This window comes from Streptomyces sp. NPDC046465 (assembly GCF_040646035.1).
Taxonomy (GTDB): domain Bacteria; phylum Actinomycetota; class Actinomycetes; order Streptomycetales; family Streptomycetaceae; genus Streptomyces.
The window spans coordinates 63,225-80,300 of record NZ_JBEYZK010000019.1; the positions used below are offsets into that span (position 1 = coordinate 63,225).

At 66.0% G+C, this 17,076-nt stretch carries 16 protein-coding genes; 9 read left to right on the forward strand and 7 right to left on the reverse strand.

Annotated features, from left to right (window positions below; genetic code table 11):
- Window positions 1-2 precede the first annotated feature (2 nt).
- Window positions 3-1,337, forward strand: a complete 1,335-nt coding sequence (locus tag ABZ953_RS27950; RefSeq protein WP_361729034.1) for an FAD-dependent monooxygenase — start codon at window positions 3-5, stop codon at window positions 1,335-1,337.
- Window positions 1,338-1,341: 4 nt separating this feature from the next.
- Here the strand turns inward: ABZ953_RS27950 and asnB are convergent, their stop codons facing one another.
- From asnB to ABZ953_RS27965, 3 genes are read right to left on the reverse strand one after another with little or no spacing between them, the layout of a single operon-like run.
- On the reverse strand, window positions 1,342-3,183 hold the full coding sequence (gene asnB, locus ABZ953_RS27955; RefSeq protein ID WP_361729037.1) for an asparagine synthase (glutamine-hydrolyzing): 1,842 nt from the start codon (window positions 3,181-3,183) through the stop codon (window positions 1,342-1,344).
- Window positions 3,184-3,215: 32 nt separating this feature from the next.
- Window positions 3,216-3,782: a peroxidase-related enzyme gene (locus tag ABZ953_RS27960; RefSeq protein ID WP_361729040.1), complete on the reverse strand. Its 567-nt coding sequence runs from the start codon at window positions 3,780-3,782 to the stop codon at window positions 3,216-3,218.
- Window positions 3,783-3,818: 36 nt separating this feature from the next.
- Complete coding sequence (locus ABZ953_RS27965; RefSeq protein WP_361729043.1) at window positions 3,819-5,048, reverse strand: cytochrome P450; 1,230 nt, start codon at window positions 5,046-5,048, stop codon at window positions 3,819-3,821.
- A gap of 310 nt (window positions 5,049-5,358) precedes the next feature.
- Here ABZ953_RS27965 and ABZ953_RS27970 point away from each other — a divergent pair, with 310 nt between their 5' ends.
- From ABZ953_RS27970 to ABZ953_RS28005, 8 genes are all read left to right on the forward strand, one after another.
- The gene (locus tag ABZ953_RS27970; protein ID WP_361729046.1) at window positions 5,359-5,799 is read left to right on the forward strand and encodes a hypothetical protein; all 441 of its coding nucleotides are present in this window, start codon (window positions 5,359-5,361) and stop codon (window positions 5,797-5,799) included.
- Window positions 5,800-5,877: 78 nt separating this feature from the next.
- Window positions 5,878-6,597, forward strand: a complete 720-nt coding sequence (locus ABZ953_RS27975; protein WP_361729049.1) for a DUF6073 family protein — start codon at window positions 5,878-5,880, stop codon at window positions 6,595-6,597.
- 110 nt (window positions 6,598-6,707) lie between these two features.
- The gene (locus tag ABZ953_RS27980) at window positions 6,708-7,340 is read left to right on the forward strand and encodes a hypothetical protein (RefSeq protein ID WP_361729052.1); all 633 of its coding nucleotides are present in this window, start codon (window positions 6,708-6,710) and stop codon (window positions 7,338-7,340) included.
- A 176-nt stretch (window positions 7,341-7,516) separates the two neighbouring features.
- Window positions 7,517-8,608 carry an AarF/ABC1/UbiB kinase family protein gene (locus ABZ953_RS27985; RefSeq protein WP_361729054.1) on the forward strand — a complete coding sequence of 364 codons (1,092 nt, stop codon included), beginning with the start codon at window positions 7,517-7,519 and terminating at the stop codon, window positions 8,606-8,608.
- A gap of 13 nt (window positions 8,609-8,621) precedes the next feature.
- Window positions 8,622-10,928 (forward strand): ATP-dependent Clp protease ATP-binding subunit, encoded by a 2,307-nt coding sequence (locus ABZ953_RS27990; RefSeq protein ID WP_361729057.1) that lies wholly within the window; start codon window positions 8,622-8,624, stop codon window positions 10,926-10,928.
- 35 nt (window positions 10,929-10,963) lie between these two features.
- On the forward strand, window positions 10,964-11,326 hold the full coding sequence (locus ABZ953_RS27995; protein WP_361729060.1) for a VOC family protein: 363 nt from the start codon (window positions 10,964-10,966) through the stop codon (window positions 11,324-11,326).
- 127 nt (window positions 11,327-11,453) lie between these two features.
- On the forward strand, window positions 11,454-12,440 hold the full coding sequence (locus tag ABZ953_RS28000) for a methyltransferase (RefSeq protein ID WP_361729063.1): 987 nt from the start codon (window positions 11,454-11,456) through the stop codon (window positions 12,438-12,440).
- Between the two features lie 123 nt (window positions 12,441-12,563).
- Window positions 12,564-14,198 carry an MFS transporter gene (locus tag ABZ953_RS28005; protein WP_361729066.1) on the forward strand — a complete coding sequence of 545 codons (1,635 nt, stop codon included), beginning with the start codon at window positions 12,564-12,566 and terminating at the stop codon, window positions 14,196-14,198.
- Window position 14,199: 1 nt separating this feature from the next.
- Here the strand turns inward: ABZ953_RS28005 and ABZ953_RS28010 are convergent, their stop codons facing one another.
- The 4 genes from ABZ953_RS28010 to ABZ953_RS28025 form a co-directional block, all read right to left on the reverse strand.
- Window positions 14,200-14,694, reverse strand: coding sequence for a pyridoxamine 5'-phosphate oxidase family protein (locus ABZ953_RS28010; protein WP_361729069.1), 495 nt, complete (start codon window positions 14,692-14,694; stop codon window positions 14,200-14,202).
- Window positions 14,658-15,155 carry an SRPBCC domain-containing protein gene (locus ABZ953_RS28015; protein ID WP_361729072.1) on the reverse strand — a complete coding sequence of 166 codons (498 nt, stop codon included), beginning with the start codon at window positions 15,153-15,155 and terminating at the stop codon, window positions 14,658-14,660. The genes ABZ953_RS28010 and ABZ953_RS28015 overlap by 37 nt, the downstream gene beginning before the upstream one ends.
- Window positions 15,156-15,232: 77 nt before the next feature.
- Complete coding sequence (locus tag ABZ953_RS28020; RefSeq protein ID WP_361729075.1) at window positions 15,233-15,634, reverse strand: metalloregulator ArsR/SmtB family transcription factor; 402 nt, start codon at window positions 15,632-15,634, stop codon at window positions 15,233-15,235.
- Window positions 15,606-17,036 carry an MFS transporter gene (locus ABZ953_RS28025; protein ID WP_361729077.1) on the reverse strand — a complete coding sequence of 477 codons (1,431 nt, stop codon included), beginning with the start codon at window positions 17,034-17,036 and terminating at the stop codon, window positions 15,606-15,608. Before ABZ953_RS28025 ends, ABZ953_RS28020 begins: the two co-directional genes overlap by 29 nt.
- Window positions 17,037-17,076 lie beyond the last annotated feature (40 nt).

Here is a 17,076-nt window from a genome sequence, read left to right on the forward strand (position 1 = left end):
TGGTGATCGGCGGCAGTATCGCCGGCCTGCTGACAGGACAGGCGCTCTCGGCCGCATTCGATGAAGTCGTCGTCATCGAGCGCGACGACCTGGATACGACAAGCAGCGGTGTCCGGCGCGGCGTTCCGCAGGCGAGACACCCGCATACGCTCCTGCGGCGCGGTGAGCAGATCCTCAACACCCTGTTCCCCGGCATCACGGACGGCCTGATCCGGCATGGCGCGGTGGTGATGCCCATGGACCGGGTGTGGTGGTGGCAGCAGCAGGGCTACCGTGCGGCGGTTCCCGACGCGGCCCCCATCATCTCGTGCTCGCGTCCGCTGTTGGAGTTCCTGGTACGCGAGCAGGTCAGGGGCAACGGGGTCGTCGAACTCCGCACCGGTGAAACGGTCGACCTGGTCGGCGGCGACGGCGCCGTCAGCGGGGTCCGCGTCCGCGAACCGTCCGGCGGATCAACGGTGATCGACGCCGATCTCGTCGTGGACTGCTCCGGACGACGGTCAAAGGCCGGTCACTGGCTGACCGGGCTCGGATACCCCGGCCCCGACGTGCGGCTCGTCCAGTCCGACGTGCGCTATACGACCCGTGTCTTCCATCGGTCGGCGGGGGTGCGGCCCGATGGCGCCGCCGGATACTTCGTCATCAGCGACCCGCAGGCCAGGAGACGGTTCGGCACGGCGATGCCGATCGAGGGCGACCGGTGGATCATCACCCTCGCCGGGCTGCACGGCGAGGGGGCACCGACGGACTTGGCCGGATACCTCGGCTGGGCCCGGACACTGCCCACCGCCAAAATAGCGTCCATCATCGACGACGAGCGGCCGATCGGCGCGGCGGTCCGCTACCGGCTGCCAGGAAGCGAGTGGCGGCTGTTCCAGCGGCTCGCGGCACACCCACGCGGCTTCGTGTGTGTCGGCGATTCCGTCTGCAGCCTCAACGCCCTGTACGGGCAGGGCATGACCTCTGCCGCCGTCCAGGTCGTCGCACTGCAGCAGGCCTTGGCGCGGTCCGATGTCATGCATCCGGAGTTCGTCCGCACGTTCTACCGATTGTCCGCCCGTGCGGTGTCGCCGGCCTGGGCGACGGCTACCGGCGCCGACTTCATCTATCCCGAGACCCTCGGCCACCGGCCCTGGCCGACGAAGATGATCAACCGGTACGTCACCAGATGTATGGTGGCAGGCCAGCATGATCCGACCATCGCGACGAGGCTGTGGGACGTGGCCAACATGGTGCAGTCCCCCGCGTCGCTCCTGAGCCCGTCGGCTCTCGCGAGAATGGTGCGCAACTCCGGGCGAAGGCCCCTGAGGAACCGCGAGCCGATCACGCCTCGATGAAGATCTACACCAGTAGGTCGGGCGAGTACATGTCGAGCCAGTGATACACGTCGAGTACCCGGTCCAGTCCGGCTCGGACGTCGCCGGGCATCTTGTCCGGTGGGATCTCGGTGGCCTCCTGTGCCCACTGCCGATCGACGATCGCGAAGACGGGGTGGTCGGATTGCGCGAGGATCTCGGACAGCTGACCGGCGAGGCTCGCGGCGTACCCGGGGTCCTGGCTCGTCGGGTAGGGGCTCTTCACCCGATCACGAACCGCCTGGGGCATGACGGCGCCGGCGGCCGCGCGCAGCAGGCTCTTCTCACGGCCGTCGAAGGTCTTGAACGACCACGGTGTGTTGTAGACGTACTCGACCAGGCGGTGGTCGCAGTACGGAACGCGGACTTCCAGCCCGACGGCCATGGAGGCCCGGTCCTTGCGATCGAGCAGCATGGGAAGGAACTTGGTGAGGTGCTGGTGGCTGATGCGCCGCATCCGCTTCTCGTGGTCGTCGTCTCCGGGGAGCTGTTCGACCTCTTTGCTGGAGGCGGCGTACTGGTCGGCGATGAAGTCCTCGAGCTCCAGCTTGGCCCTCAGGTCGCGGTTGAGCAGGGCGAACCGGTCGGCGGTGAAGGCGCTGCGGAATGCCAGCCAGGGGAAGTTGTCCGCGTTGACCGACTGCGGGTGATGGAACCAGATGTACCCCCCGAAGATCTCGTCCGCGGACTCTCCTGAAAGGGCGACGGTGGACTGCTCGCGAATCGCGCGGAAGAGCAGATACAGCGAGTTGTCCATGTCGCCGAGCCCGGCGGGGATGCCACGGGCGCTGACGACGGCACGGCGCACGCTCGGCCTCGAAAGGGTCCTTTGATCGAGCGCGACACGGCGGTGCTTGGTCCTGACGAGCTCGACGACCTCCCGGACGAACGGGGCGTCCGGCGTATCGCGGATCTCATCGGGTACGAACGTCGACTCCTGATCCTCGAAGTCGACGGAGAAGGTCCGCAGCGCCCCGCGTTTCGCCGCGTCGGTCGCCGTGGCGAGTCCGGTGAGGGCGCTCGAGTCCAGACCGCCGGACAGCAGTATGCACAGGGGGACGTCCGAGACGAGCTGTCGTTCGACGATGTCGTCGAGCAGTTCGCGCACCCGCTCGACCGTGGTGGGTATGTCGTCGGTATGTTGCCGGGTCCGCAGACTCCAGTAGGTGTACGGAGCAATGCCCTTGCGATCGACTGTGAGCGTCGTGCCCGGCCGGACCTGGTCCATGTCGCGCCACAGCGACCAGCCGGGCTGGCCGGTCATCGCGAACAGTTCACGCAGCCCGTCGGTGGTGACCGTGCGGTCGGCCAGCGGATGGGCAAGGATCGCCTTCGGTTCGGACCCGAAGACGATCCCGGAGGGTATGCGGTAGACGTACAGGGGCTTGATGCCGAAGCGGTCCCGCGCGAGGAACAACCGCTCTCGCCGCTCGTCCCAGATCGCGAAGGCGAACATCCCGTTGAGTCGCTCGACGATCGCCTCTCCCCACTCCAGATAGCCCTGGAGCAGGACTTCGGTATCGCTGCGCGTCTCGAATGCGCGGCCACGCGCCCTGAGTTCGGCCCGCAGCTCGGTGTAGTTGTAGATCTCACCGCTGTAGACGAGCGCGACTTCACGGCCGGTCTCGGTCGCCACCATCGGCTGCCTGCCGCCCGGCGGATCTATCACGGCCAGACGCCGGTGACCGAGGGCGACGTTCGCGCGGACGAACGTTCCGGTCGCGTCCGGGCCGCGGCGCGACACGGCCGCCGTCATGGACTCGATGACATCGGCCGGCCGGGCACCGAGACCTGGATCGAACGAGACCCAGCCGGTGATTCCGCACATCGATGCTCCCCCATTCCGGTCCGTTCGAGGCTCTAAGCCGACTCGCGCTCGGTCCTGGCCCGGACACCGGCGGCGTACCCGTGACTGACGAGTCCCGCGGCCATGGATTTGTAGAATTCCGGGTCCTCGGGCACTACGGCGCCCAGTCCGTCGACATAGCGGTTGAACATGGCGAAGGCGGCAGCGATGAGGACCGCGTCGTGCACGTCGCGCTCCGTGGCTCCGGCCGCGCGTGCCGTTGCGACGTCCGAGTCCTGAACGCTCTTGCCGTCGGCGGTCACCTTGGTCGCGATGTCGAGCAACGCCCTCATCTTCGGGCTGATCGCAGGGTCGGTTGATCGTGACCTGACGCCGTCGACGACGGCGTCGCCGTCGTCCAACTGGGCTGCCGCGATCGCGAAGTGCCCGTTGGCGCAGAACGGACTGGCGTTGAGGTTGGACGCATGCCCCGCGATGAGCTCACGCTCGCCCCGCGAGAGGGAGGTGTCGTCGCGCAGCAGTGCTTCGCAGAACTCGAGGAGTGGTTTGGCGGTTTCGGGGCGGTAATGGAACAGCCCGAAGATGCCGGGCATCCCGGCGTCAACGGTGATGTGTGGCATCACGTGCTCCTAGCCTGGTAGGCAGAAGGGTGGTCATTACCATTCGACCGGCAGCCGGATGTAGCCGTGGAACCCCAGGACGGGTGTGTGACGCTCGCCGGTGAACTCCGGCGAGAGCGACAGGTTCGGGAGCCGTTCCGCGAGGCTCGCGAGGAGTTTTCGCACCTCGGTCCTCGCCAGCGGCGCCCCGACGCAGAAGTGCGCGCCGTGTCCGAAGGACAGATGCCGGTTCGGCGTCCGGTCGACGCGCACCTGGTCGGGAGAGTCGAACGCGTTCTCATCACGGTTGCCGGAGCCGAAGAGGACGAACAGTCTGCCGCCGGCCGGTAGGGATACGCCGCCGAGGGTGGTGTCCCGGGTCGTCGTCCGCCACAGGCCTTGCAGGGGGGCGTCGTAGCGCAGGATCTCTTCGACGACGGTCGGGATGGTCGACGGGTCGGCACACAGGTGTGCCCAACGGGCGGGCTCCGACAGGAGGACGACCATGCCGTTGCCCACGGTGTCGATGGTCGTTTTGTGCCCTGCCATGACCAGCCCGCACAGGGCGCTGACGATCTCGTTCATCGACAGGGGTTCGGCGCCGGGGAGCTGCTCGTGGACCATGACGCTGATGACGTCGGAGGTGGGCCGAGCTCGACGCTCCTCGATCTCGGCGGCGATGAAGTGCTGGAACGCCACCAGATTGCGTGCTTGACGCAAGCGTTCGCCCAGCTCGGCGGGCGCGAACAGGAACGAGACGAGGTCCTTGCTCCACCGGGACGCGTCTTCGATGCGGTCTGCCGAGATGCCCATGAAGCGCAGGATGACCTCTACGGTGACGGGCCGGGCCAGATCCGCGATCACATCGCACTTCCCCAGCGGAACGATGCGGTCCAGGTGTCGGTCGACGACGCTGTCGAGGACCGAGCTGAATTCGTCGGTCCGGGTCTGGGCCATGGCCTGTACGTACGGGTAGCGGAATCTCGCGTGCGCCTCGCCATCCGTACTGATCGCGATCGGCACCATCGGGTAGCCCGTGGCCAGCACTGCGGCGACCTCGGGATGCGGTTCGTCGAAGGGGCGCGTCAGCCCTTGCGACGAGAACGTTTCCGGGTCGCCGCACACCGCCTTGACGTCGTCGTACCGGCTGACCACCCAGGCATTGAGTTCGGGCGAGAACTTGACCGGCTCCTTGTCACGAAGGTGTCGGTACAGCGGATACGGGTCGGCGAAGAGCGCGCTCATCTCACCGAACCTCTGCCTGGTCGACTCGGCGATGCCGGTCATCTGCGCACTCCAGCCTGAAGTTGCCCGCCCATAGGTAGCTACATGTTTGAGAATCGAGAACGTAATACCGCTGCGTGACCGAGTCAACCCTCCGGCACGGTCCGCCGATCCCATGCGGCCGCTATTGACTACAGAAAAAAAGAGTGATCTAGTGAGTGGTACGCAGCTGCTCAGGTCTCTTGATGACGCGCGTGTGTGCGGTGGCCGGGACGGCGAAAGGTTGCCGGAAGACCCCTTCCCCGTCGCGAGCCCACCCCGCAGCCCTCCGATGGCGGCGCCGCCCGCCCGACGACTCGCGGAAGGAACCGCCATGACCGACCTCGCCGCTCCTCGCAGTCTCGACACCACGGCTCTGCTTGAGGAGTACCGCTCCACAGTGGTGCCCGCGGCCGCCGCATTCGTCAGGGGCCGCATGTCGGCGCGGGATCTTCGCGCGATCTGGTTGCCCTACTTCCGAGGCTCCTTCCTCGACTACGAAAGGGCCGTTCAGGAAGCCTGGCGTGCTGCCTACGGACCCGACCGTGGCATCGAGCCCGGCCCGCCGATGGCCGACCCGAAGTACGCGGAGCAGCTCCGCTACTTCCCGGTGACCATCTCGCACAACAACCTTGAGCGGCTCATCGACGTACTCGAAGTCGAGCTCGCGGACCGGACCGCGGGCTCGACGAAACTGCCCGAGCGGATCATCGACTTCGCGTACGTCATCGACGCCCTGGAGGGCTTGATGCAGTCGCTGTCGCACAAGTCCTGATCCAGGCTCGGCCCAAGACAAAACACAACAGGTTCAACCAGACCGCGAAAACTTCAACTGGAGGATCTGATGAGCCTCATGCACGAGCTGCGCGAGGGCGCGGCTGTGAAGGGCGCTGAAGGTTCGGCGCTGCACAACGCCGAAGTAGTCAAGGGACACGAACTCGCGTGGGGCGGCGACCTCTACACCATCCGTCCCTACACCCTGGGTCCGGCCGCACTCGAGGCCTTCACCGTCCGCGAGCGCATCCACGTTTCGATCGACGGGCTCGGCGAGGACCTGGTCGACCTGCACGGCATCGGCGTCTACCGCCGGCACGAGCCGCGGATCGGCGCCGAGGGCGAGACCGAGCTCACGTGGCGCACGGCAACCATCGGTGCACAGTTCCTCTCGCTGCAGGTCGTCGGCGAGAGCGACGTGTTCGGGCAGATCAGGGTGACCAACAGTCCGGCCAAGGATGAAGGCGCCACTGTGTCGCCGAATCTCGTCCCCGGCCCGAGGGACCCCGAGATCACCCCGATGAAGAACTGCGTGACCGCGCTGTATCCGCGGTTCGACATCGAGAACCTCGGCGCCGTCATCGACACGGGCGACGTCCGCGTCGATGTCGAGTCGCGCGTCAACATGGTTCCGCCGATCGGTGACGTGTCCCGGACGTCGACGTCGTACGCGCTGTACGACGGCGATCGTCGGGTCGGGACGCTGCTGGCGGCGGACCTCGAAATCGGTGCCCTGCTGCACCACATCCCGGTGAAGAACGCGACCAGCCCGGTCGAGTTCGCAACCATCACCGCCTGAGGCAGGAGCAACCGGCGGTGAATGATCGTGGACGGGCCTGCGTCAACCTGGGCGCGGGCCCGCTCACAGCGTACGCATTCGGTGTCTCCTCCTCGATAGGTCATCGCGCGATGCGCTACACCTTCGCTCGCGCCGCGCTCGACCACCGGTTCCTGACCGCGGTGCGGATCGACGCCCCGCAGACCCTGAGCCGTACCGAGGTGGCGATCTGGGAAGACCTGACGCGGCCCGGTGGCTGCCGCGTCCGTACCTTCATCCCGACGATGCGCGCCCCCAAGGAGATCGACCGGCCGCAGATGTTCGACTGCCTCCCGCTGACCGACATCAGTTATCTGGACCTCATGCGCACGATCTGCCCCAGTCTCCTCCCCACGGCCAGTGTCGAGGTGGCTTCGGATGAGTCGTCGTGGGCGACGTCGCTCGGTGCGTCGTCCCAGGTGACGTACCGAACGGCCGACGTGGCGGTCACCGAGTTCCTCGTCGAGGATCAGGAGACACCGGTGGCTCGGCTGGTGCACCGGGACGACGTGCTCGAACGTTGGTGGCAGGTCGTGGAGTTCGGGAGCGAAGCCGATCACGGCATGCCCGTACGGCTGCGGGTCGGTCGGGCAGGCGTCAAGAAACCGACGGTCTTCGAACGGGTCACTCCGGTCACCGCGCTGGCCCGGCATCCCGGCGTCGAGGACGCCGTTCCACTCCTGGACGAGGCACATCGACAACTCTTCGGCACGGGGGCGGTATGAAGCGTGCGGCGAATCGGGGCCGGGACGCCGTGCGTGCCACGGCTCGGCTCGTGTCCGTGGCGACAGCGACGGCGCGAGTGGCCGGTGCGGCACTCGTACATCCGAGACGGGCGGGGGACGCGGCCAGCGATTCCCTCGTCCGGGCTGTCGAGTCGCTCGGAGGGGCCTACATCAAGGTGGGCCAGCTGCTGGCCACCCGATCGGACCTCATCGGTCCACGACTTGCCCACCGGCTGTCGCGGCTGCAGGACGACGTCGCCGCGATGAGCATCGCTGATGCGTTCGCGGTGCTCGAACGTTCGAATCCGCCGTTGCCGGCGAGCGCCTATGCGGCGGTGGCGAAGGGCCCCGTGGCGAGCGGATCGATCGCCTGCGTATACCGGTGGGAGCCCGAACCCGGCGCTCCGGTGGCATTGAAGATACGGCGGCCCGACGCGGTCGCGAAGGTGCCTGTCGACACGGCCATGCTGCGCTGGTTCGCGCGGGTGTGTGCGAAGACGCCGTGGATGCGTGCCAGCCCGGTCGTCGCGATCGTCGATGATCTGTGTGCCGCCGTGTTCAACCAGCTCGACCTGGACCGTGAACGCGTCATGCTGACCCGGCTTCGGGGGGTCCTGAAGAACGAAGCACACATCGTCATTCCGGCACCGTCCGACGCGTACTCCAACTCGGAACTGCTCGCCATGGAGTTCATCGCCGGCCTGGACCGTCAGACGTTCGCGACTGCCACACCGAGCCTGCGCGACAAGGGCATCACCACGCTGGTCCGCGCCATGTATGAACTCGTATTCGTGCATGGTTTCGTGCATATCGACTTGCACCAGGGAAACGCATACCTGCTCCCGGACGGGCGGCTCGTCCTGCTCGACGTCGGGTTCGCGCACGTGCTCAGCGACTTCTCCCGGGAGCGGTTCACCCGGTTCTTCGGCGGCATGGTGACCGGGCGCGGGCAGGAGTGCGCGGAGATCCTGCTCACCACGACGAAAGGGGTCGACCACCACGATCAGAACCTGGTTCGGTTCCAGGCGGAGGTCGTTCGGCTCGTGGAGGAGTCCGCCGAACTCGATGTCGCGAACTTCTCTGTTCCCCGCTTCGCCGCGCGGCTGTTCCAGATCCAGCAGAGCAACGGCTATTACGCCGAGCCCGAGATGATGTTCCCGTTGCTGTGCCTGATCGCCCTCGAGGGAACCGTCAATGAGCTGGCGCCGCACATGGACTTCCAGATCGAGGCCGCTCCTTACATCATGTCCAGCCTTATCGATCAGTAGCCGGGGAAGGCCTATGCGCGACAAGTTCAGCGACGCCGCCGACCAGGTGCTCAGCTTGGCCGAAGGGCAGGCGCAACGCTTCAATCATCCCTACGTCGGCCCCGAGCACCTGCTCCTCGCACTGGCCGATCACGCGCAAGGGGCGGCGGCGCGTGTTCTCCAGGACAACGGAGCTTCCGTGGACACGCTCCATGAGAAGGTCCATTTCATCCTCGGGGAATCCGAACCTCGTCCGGCAACAGAGCTGCACACGACCCCGCAGGCCACCGACGTGCTCCGCGCCGCAATTCGCCAGGCTGAGCGCCGTGGTGACCCCACGGTCGAGCCCGCGCACATCTTGCTTGCCCTCCTCGCTCAGACGCCACACAACCTCAGCGTCGACATTCTGCTCAGCCTCGGACTCGACCCAGGGAATCTGCGTTCCGAGCTTCTTGCTGCCATGGCGACGGACGCAACGACTGAACTCCGGCCCACCGCGGTCGAACCGGCCATATTCAAGCCCGCGGGATCGCAGCTCCTGGATCAGTTCGGTGTCAATCTCACTCGCCAAGCCGCCGACGGCAGACTCGACCCCGTCATCGGCCGGGACGCGGAGATTCGGCGGCTGACTCAGGTGCTTTCACGGCGCATGAAGAACAATCCCGTGCTTCTCGGGGATGCCGGTGTCGGGAAGACAGCCATCGTGGAAGGACTGGCCCGCAACATCGTTGACCGTGCGGTCCCCCCGTCGCTTGCCGACAAGCAGCTCTACTCAATCGATCTGGCGTCGATCATCGCTGGTTCGCGCTACCGAGGCGACTTCGAGGAACGCCTCAAGGACGTCCTCAAGGAGGTGCTGGGCCGCGGCGACATCATCGTGTTCATCGATGAGGTGCACATGCTGGTCGGGGCAGGTGCCGCGGAGGGGTCGATCGATGCCGCGAACATCCTCAAACCCATGCTCAGCCGCGGCGAGATGAAGCTCATCGGCGCGACCACCCACGACGAGTACCGCAAGTCGCTCGAGAAGGACTCGGCTCTCGACCGGCGTTTCCAGCGGATCAACGTGGACGAACCCACCCCGGACCACGCCGTCGCCATTCTGCACGGGTTGAAGCCGCTGTTCGAAGCGCACCATCAAGTGGCCATCGCTGACGCGGCGATCAAGGCGGCCGTCGACCTGTCCTGCCGCTATCTGCCGACACGGTTCCTGCCCGACAAAGCGATCGACCTGATGGATGAGGCCGCGGCGGAAGTCGCGCTCCGGCTCGATTCGACATCGAACGATGTGGGGGCCGACGACGTGGCGGCGGTCGTCTCACAACAGACCGGCGTGCCGGTGTCGACGATGTCCCGGTACGAGTCGCAGAAGCTCGGCCAGATGGCAGATCGGCTGCACCGGCGCGTCGTCGGCATGGACGAGGCGATCCAGGCCGTCAGCAAAGCGATCAAACGTACCCGCACGGGAATCCGGGACCCGCGCCGGCCGGCCGGCTCGTTCATATTCGCCGGCCCGACAGGCGTGGGTAAGACAGAGCTGGCCAAGGCGTTGGCCGAGTTCCTCTTCGACGACCAGGACAATCTGGTTCGGTTTGACATGTCCGAGTTCGGCGAGAGCCACACGGGTTCACGACTCGTCGGTGCGCCACCCGGGTACGTGGGCCACGACGAGGGCGGACAGCTGACCGAACGCGTCCGCCGCAAGCCGTTCTCGGTCGTGTTGTTCGACGAGGTGGAGAAGGCCCACATCGATGTGTTCAACACACTGCTCCAGGTGCTCGACGAAGGGCATCTGACGGACTCCGCGGGCCGACGGGTGGACTTCACGAACACGGTCATCATCCTCACCACCAACCTCGGCTCGCGCGATCTCGCCAGAAGCCGTCTCGGCTTCACCGACAGCGACAGCGACAGCGACCGTCGCTATGAGCATCTGAAGCATGTGGTGACCGCCGAACTCAAACAGCACTTCAGACCCGAACTCCTCAACCGACTCGACGACATCATCGTTTTCCCCGAGCTGTCGCGCGACGACATCCTGGCAATCGTCGGGCTGCTGGTGAACGGCCTGGACGACCGGCTGAGCGCCAACGACATCTCGATCGAAGTCACTGCGGCCGCCCGCGAGCACGTGGCGGACCACGGGCACGACCCGAAGGAAGGGGCGCGGCAGCTGCGTCGGGCGATCCAGACACACATCGAGGATCCGCTGACCGAGATGGTGCTCGCCGAACGTGTCAAAGCCGGCCAGACAGTCAGAGTCGACACCGATGCGGACTCCGGCAAGCTCACGCTGCGGACCGTTGACGGCCCGAATCGCCGTAAGGTAAGTTCAGACTGACTTAAGAAGTAGTACCTATCTGGGAGGAGCACGGGATGGGCCAGCGACTCGCGTACTTCGAGATCACCTCGTCCGAGGACGCCGAGCGTCTCCAGTCGTTCTATGCCGGCCTGTTCGGCTGGAACGTCAACCAGTTACCCGACATGGGTGGATACGCCCTCGTCGACACCCAGTCCGGCGAAGGGTCCGTGATCGGCGGGATCGGTCCGGCCATGGGCGAGGCCGGCGTCCGGGTGTACTTCCACGCGCCTGACCTCGGTGCCTCGCTGAAGCGGGCCGAGGAGCTGGGCGGGGCGATCGTCATGCAGCCGACCGAGCTGCCCGGGTTCGGCAACGTCGCGGCGTTCACCGACCCGGACGGAAACACCATCGGCCTGTGGGACCGGTCTTCTGTTTGACTCGCCTGTGACGACGACCTGATCAGCGATCGGAACAACCATGACTTCAGAGCTTGGTGGCCGCAAGGGATCAGAGTCGGCGTCGTCCGCGGGCGGTCCGGCTCCTGCCGCAAGCCCTCGACAGCAGATGTTCTCGCTGCTGATGGGTTGTTACGCCGCACAGTGCATCGCGGTGGCCGCCGATCTCAGGATTGCCGACTACCTGCATGAGGCGCCACAGCGGCCGTCCGACCTCGCCCACGCCACACAGTGCGATGCTCGGGCAATGCACCGGCTTCTGCGGGCCCTGGCCGGCATCGGGGTGTTCCACGAACGCGGCGACGGTTCCTTCGAACTCACGGCTACCGGCGCGTTGTTGCGCTCCGACGCCCCCGGTTCGCTGCAGCCCGTCGCACGCCTGATCGGCTCGGACCTGCAGTGGCCCACGCTCGGCAATCTGGGACACACGGTCAGAACGGGGGAGCCGGCGTTCGAGCACGTCTTCGGGATGACGCTGTGGGAGTACCTCGCCACGCACGCGGACGCGCACACCTTGTTCCAGTCATCGATGAGCGCGTTCTCCATGGCCGAAGTCCGCGCCATCCTCGACCACTACGACTTCTCGGGCGCCGTCACGGTTGTTGACGTCGCCGGCGGACAGGGAACCCTGTTGGCCGCGATCGTCGACAAGTATCCGCACGTCGAAGGCATCCTCTTCGAGCAACCGAAGGTGACCCGCGAGGCCCGCGACCAATTCGTCGCGAACGGGCTGGGGCACCGGTGCCAGGCGATCGCGGGGGACATGTTCTCCACGATCCCGTCCGGAGCCGACTGCTACATCATGAAATCGGTTCTCCACGACTGGAACGACGAACGCGCGACGCAGCTGCTCCGTACCTGCCGGGACGCGATGGTCGACCGCGCGACGCTACTGATCATCACTCGTGTGGTCCGGCCCGCGAACGAACCCGATCTCAGCAAGTTCCAGGATCTGAACATGCTCATCAACCTCAACGGCGCGGAGCGTACGGCCGACGAATTCCGCGAACTCCTCGAGAACGCCGATCTTCAACTCGACGAGATCATCGCGACACCGAGTCCGCTGAGCATTCTCGTCTGCACGTCAGGCGCCTGACAGAGGCCCCGACTTCTCCACGATTGCTGAAATGTGACCGGGGAAACCCGGAAGAAGGCGCTCGCCACCGCAGCCCGCTAATCTCGTCAGGGTGTTCGACTGATGAGGGGGATGCTCATGGCGATGAGGAAACTCGATCTCGTCCGGGGGGATTTCGAACACCCGGCTGCATTCTGGTTCGGAGTGCTGGCGTGCAGCACGGGCGTCGCGCTGCACCTGCCGATGTACTTCTCGGCGCACCACATGCACTACGTCATGTCCGGGATGCAACCGGATGCCGCCATGATCACCGGGATGGTGCTCATCGCCGTCGGACTGGTCGCGGTCGTCTACGGCGTGCTGCCCCCACGCGGGACCCAGATCAGGAATTCGGCGCGGTCCCTCCGCGTCTCCGCCATCGATGACGCCCCGATAAGGGGCCAGCACATCGCGCTGCTCGTCGTTCTCGCCATCGCGATCACGATCGACGTCATGAAGCCTGCGACGCTGGCCTTCGTCGCGCCTGGGTTCGCCCAGGAGTACGGGCTCAAATCCCCGGCGAATCCGCACGGGGACATTCCCGTCGCCTGGCTCCCGCTCTCAGGGATCACCGGAACCGTCATCGGCTCGTGGATATGGGGTGGCCTTGGCGACCGCATCGGCCGACGTTCCTCGATTCTGCTGGCCGGAATACTGTTCATCGCCACCTCGATCTGCGGCGCGATGCCCGGATTCAAGTGGAATCTACTGATGTGCTTCATGATGGGGATCGGCGTCGGCGGCATGATCCCGATCGCCTTCGCGCTGATGGCCGAGACGATCCCCGCGCGCCATCGCGGCTGGCTGATGGTGCTGATCGGCGGTGACATCGCCGGCGCGTACCTCATCACGAGCTGGCTGTCCGGCTGGCTGACCCCGACCTACAGCTGGCGCATCCTCTGGCTCATCGGCTTACCGACGGGACTGCTGTTCATCACGCTGAACTACTGGATCCCCGAATCGCCCCGCTATCTGATCGCCCGCGGCCGGAATGAGGAGGCGAAGGCGATCATGACCAGGTACGGCGCGGAGGTGCAAGAGGCCCCGAGCGCCTCCGCGGCATCGGAGACACCCGCCCTGCGCGGCTATTCTCAGCTCCTCCGGCGCCCACTCGCCGGTTCCACCCTCGCGATCTTGGTCCTCGCCGCCGGCGCGGGCCTCATCACGTTCGGCTTTCAGCTCTGGGTGCCGACCAACCTGCAGCACCTCGGATACTCGGCGGTGAAATCGGACTACGTCGTGCGCAACGCGGCGCTGCTCGGGCTCCCCTTCACCGTGCTCGTGGCGGTGGCCTACGGCTGGTGGGGAAGCCGCAGGACGATCGTCACGCTGGCGCTGGTGTCAGCGCTGGCCCTTGGCGGCTTCGTGGTGGCGGGCGACTCGCTGGCTGACCACCACTTCGCGCTCTCGCTGCTGCTCATCGTGCCGCTCTCCGCCGTCAGCTCGGTGACGGCGGTCGTCTTGGCGTACGCCGCCGAGGTCTACCCCACGACGCTGCGCTCGCGCGGCTCGGGCCTCGCGGCCGGCATGACCAAGCTCGGCGGAGTCCTGATCATCGCGGTTGTCGTGGCCAGCACGACTGTCCCCTCGATCGCCGCGACCGCGCTCATCGGAGCCGTGCCGCTGCTCCTGGCGGCCGCGATGTTCCTGTGGTTCGGGCCCGAGACCAAGCACCGAAGCGTCGAGGAGATCACCGACGAGCTGCTGGCCACCGAGGCCGCCCCCGCGGCGGACCGCTGAGTCAGTCGACCGGGTCCGGCAGCCACTCACCCTTGAGTATCACCGTCCGGCCACGGAACTCGTGGAATCCGTTCCACACCTGAACGCGGCGAGGGAGGAGCCGGATGTAGAGGTAGCCCGACATCTTCCGTGGGTCGTGGGAGACAGCGGCGAAGCGGTCCGCGACGTCCGCGGCGACCTCTGGAACCGGCACGAGTCCGTCGAGAACGGTGTCGACCATCACCACATCGGACGTGGTGCCCACTGCCACGCGTGCCCGCCCGGTCTCCCGGAGGTTCCGGACGGTCTTGCTGCTCTCGCCGGTCGCGGTGACGAGGACGCCCTCGTCACCGACGTACGCCACCGGAATCAGATGCGGTCCGGAGCGCCCGCCTGTCGACAGCCACATCTGACATTCCTGCTGGAGCCGACGGCGGGCGTCGGTCAGGCGCTCGTCATGAGTACGAGGCGTCCCCGAGATCAGGAGGACGGCCCAAGAACGGAAGGCTTCGCGCATTCCTCGGCAAAATGGGAAAGGGTGACGCGCCACCCTTCCCCGTAACTGCAGTCAGAGGGCAGCAGGGCCGGGTCGACATTCTCCCAGCCGGTGTGTTCGATTGACACACGCGTCGAACGGTCGGTCAGCTTTTCAAAAATCAGTTCAACATTGGTCGCGGAACCGGGGATCACATCCCACCGAAGCACGAACCCATGCGGCGGATTCCACCTTGTGATCACACCCCAATTGCACTCGCCGTCCGCCCGGACCTCGTACATACGTCCGCCGACGTGCTTCTCGACCACGACTTCTTTGATCTGATCTCGCCCCAGCGAGTAGGACTGTAGCGGCCACCAGTCCGCCACCCTGCCGACGAACGTCGAGAATGCCGACTCCTGGCTGCAATTCACAACGACACTCGCCCGCACGACATGCTGGTCGGCTACGACACTCGGGTGCCCGGCGTTCACTGAGCTCATTGACCTAGCCCTCGGTGTTGTTCGGCAACGGTGCGCGTCTTGACGGTCCGCGACGCCGTCAGGATACCGTCCGTGCTCTAGAGGGGCATCCCTTTCCCGTGACTGGCCGATTCATCGCCGCCGTGGTCGCTGTCGCCGTGCGTGTCACTCTCGGCTTCCTCCGCGATTTCCTTGGCGAGCGCGAGGCTGTTGGACCAGAGGTCGTTGAAGTATTGGTGCAGTATTTCGATCCCGTCGGCCCGCGTGCGGTAGAGCCGGTTTCTGCCGGCGCGACGTTCCTCGACTAGTCCCGCCTCCTTGAGCACTCGAAGGTGTTGCGAGACGGCCTGGCGGGTGACCGTGAAGTGCCCCGCGATCTCACCGGCGGACAATTCCTTTGTGGCCACCAGTTCGAGCATGGTGCGCCGGTTCTCGTCCGAGAACGCCCGCAGGACCGCGATGGTCGACGCTTCATCCGGCTGTTTCGAGAGCCTCGTCATGGTCAGGCGCCGCCGTCTTCTGCTGTCGAATGACTAGTACGGCAACAATCGATCCGAAGATGCTGAGCGTGCCGATCCCGACCAATGCGGGACTAACCCCTTCGGCCATACTAGCAGCAGTGCCGTAGTCCCCGAATGCGGCGAACCACGCGGTTACCATCGCGACGCCGAATACCGCGCCGACGTACGCGAACGTCTCACTGGACCCGGATGCCATCCCGGCTTGCTTGGGAGTCACCGACCGCATCACCGCGGAGGAGACCGAGGGGAACGCGATCGCGGTGCCCACGCCGGCACAGAGGAGCGGAAGCCAAAGGCTGCCGTACCCCACTGCCGAGTCGGACATTTCCATGCCGATCCAGAGAAATGCCACCCCGGGCAACAGCAAGCCGACGGTGACCAGGTATCGCTCACCGATCTTGTCCGCCAGCTGACCGACAAACGGGGAAATCACCAGGGTCAGCGCGGTCCACGGCAGCAGGCGTACACCGACTTCGATGGGGCTGTTCCCCAACCCGAGCTGAATGTATTGGGTGAGGAGGAACGCCGGACCGAACATTCCGGCATTGAGGATGAAGTTGGAAACGCATCCCGCAGACACGTTCGGGTTTCGGAACAGGCTCATATTGATCATGGGCTCCGCCACCCGGCGCTCCCACAGGACGAAGCACACGAGCAGGAGCGGCCCGGCGATGAGCCCTCCGAGGATCGTGGTGTCGGTCCACTCGCGCTCCGGAGCGCGGATCAGCGCCTGCACGATGAGCAGGACCGCGGAGGTGGCCATGAGGAGGCCGACCGGGTCGATCTTCCTGGAGCCGCCGAAGGACTCGGGCACGTGCAGGCGGGCCAGCGCGATGACGCCGACCCCGATGGGCACGTTCAGCCAGAAGATCCAATGCCAGCTGAAGCCTTGGATGATCGCGCCACCGACGACCGGTCCGGACGCGACGGCGATGCCGATGACGCCACCCCAGATCCCGATGGCCTTTCCTCGTTCCTCGGGCGGGGTCACCGAGGTGATGAGCGCGAGGGTCAGCGGAAGCACGACCCCGCCGCCGATGCCCTGCACGACCCGCGCGCCGATGAGGAACCCCATCGACGGACTGACGGCACACAGGATGGAGCCGACCGTGAACACCGTCAGGCCGATCGAGAAGACCCGCAGGCGACCGAAGCGGTCGGCCAAGGTCGAACCCGTGAGGATCAGCGATGCGAAGGCCAGCGTGTACGCGTTGACCGCCCAGCTCAGATTGCCCGCGTTCCCTCCGAGGTCCTCGTGCAGCGTCGGCAGGGCGGTCGCCACGACCAGGTTGTCCAGACTCACCATGAAGTTGGTGAGGGCGGCGAGCGCGATCGTCCAGGCCACCTGCTGTTTGGGGAATGTGTCTCGTGCCGGCTGCATCAACTCTGCTCCTGTCTTGCACCTCAGCAGAACGTCAAGG

Excerpts from the sequence above, each read along its gene's own strand:
- ABZ953_RS28005 (WP_361729066.1), top strand. The coding sequence starts at position 12,564 with ATGAGGAAACTCGATCTCGTCCGGGGGGATTTCGAACACCCGGCTGCA.
- asnB (WP_361729037.1), bottom strand. The coding sequence starts at position 3,183 with ATGTGCGGAATCACCGGCTGGGTCTCGTTCGATCCAGGTCTCGGTGCC.
- ABZ953_RS27990 (WP_361729057.1), top strand. The coding sequence starts at position 8,622 with ATGCGCGACAAGTTCAGCGACGCCGCCGACCAGGTGCTCAGCTTGGCC.
- ABZ953_RS27960 (WP_361729040.1), bottom strand. The coding sequence starts at position 3,782 with ATGCCACACATCACCGTTGACGCCGGGATGCCCGGCATCTTCGGGCTG.
- ABZ953_RS28000 (WP_361729063.1), top strand. The coding sequence starts at position 11,454 with ATGTTCTCGCTGCTGATGGGTTGTTACGCCGCACAGTGCATCGCGGTG.
- ABZ953_RS28015 (WP_361729072.1), bottom strand. The coding sequence starts at position 15,155 with ATGAGCTCAGTGAACGCCGGGCACCCGAGTGTCGTAGCCGACCAGCAT.
- ABZ953_RS28020 (WP_361729075.1), bottom strand. The coding sequence starts at position 15,634 with ATGACGAGGCTCTCGAAACAGCCGGATGAAGCGTCGACCATCGCGGTC.
- ABZ953_RS27975 (WP_361729049.1), top strand. The coding sequence starts at position 5,878 with ATGCACGAGCTGCGCGAGGGCGCGGCTGTGAAGGGCGCTGAAGGTTCG.
- ABZ953_RS27980 (WP_361729052.1), top strand. The coding sequence starts at position 6,708 with ATGCGCTACACCTTCGCTCGCGCCGCGCTCGACCACCGGTTCCTGACC.
- ABZ953_RS27965 (WP_361729043.1), bottom strand. The coding sequence starts at position 5,048 with ATGACCGGCATCGCCGAGTCGACCAGGCAGAGGTTCGGTGAGATGAGC.
- ABZ953_RS28010 (WP_361729069.1), bottom strand. The coding sequence starts at position 14,694 with ATGCGCGAAGCCTTCCGTTCTTGGGCCGTCCTCCTGATCTCGGGGACG.
- ABZ953_RS27970 (WP_361729046.1), top strand. The coding sequence starts at position 5,359 with ATGACCGACCTCGCCGCTCCTCGCAGTCTCGACACCACGGCTCTGCTT.
- ABZ953_RS28025 (WP_361729077.1), bottom strand. The coding sequence starts at position 17,036 with ATGCAGCCGGCACGAGACACATTCCCCAAACAGCAGGTGGCCTGGACG.
- ABZ953_RS27995 (WP_361729060.1), top strand. The coding sequence starts at position 10,964 with ATGGGCCAGCGACTCGCGTACTTCGAGATCACCTCGTCCGAGGACGCC.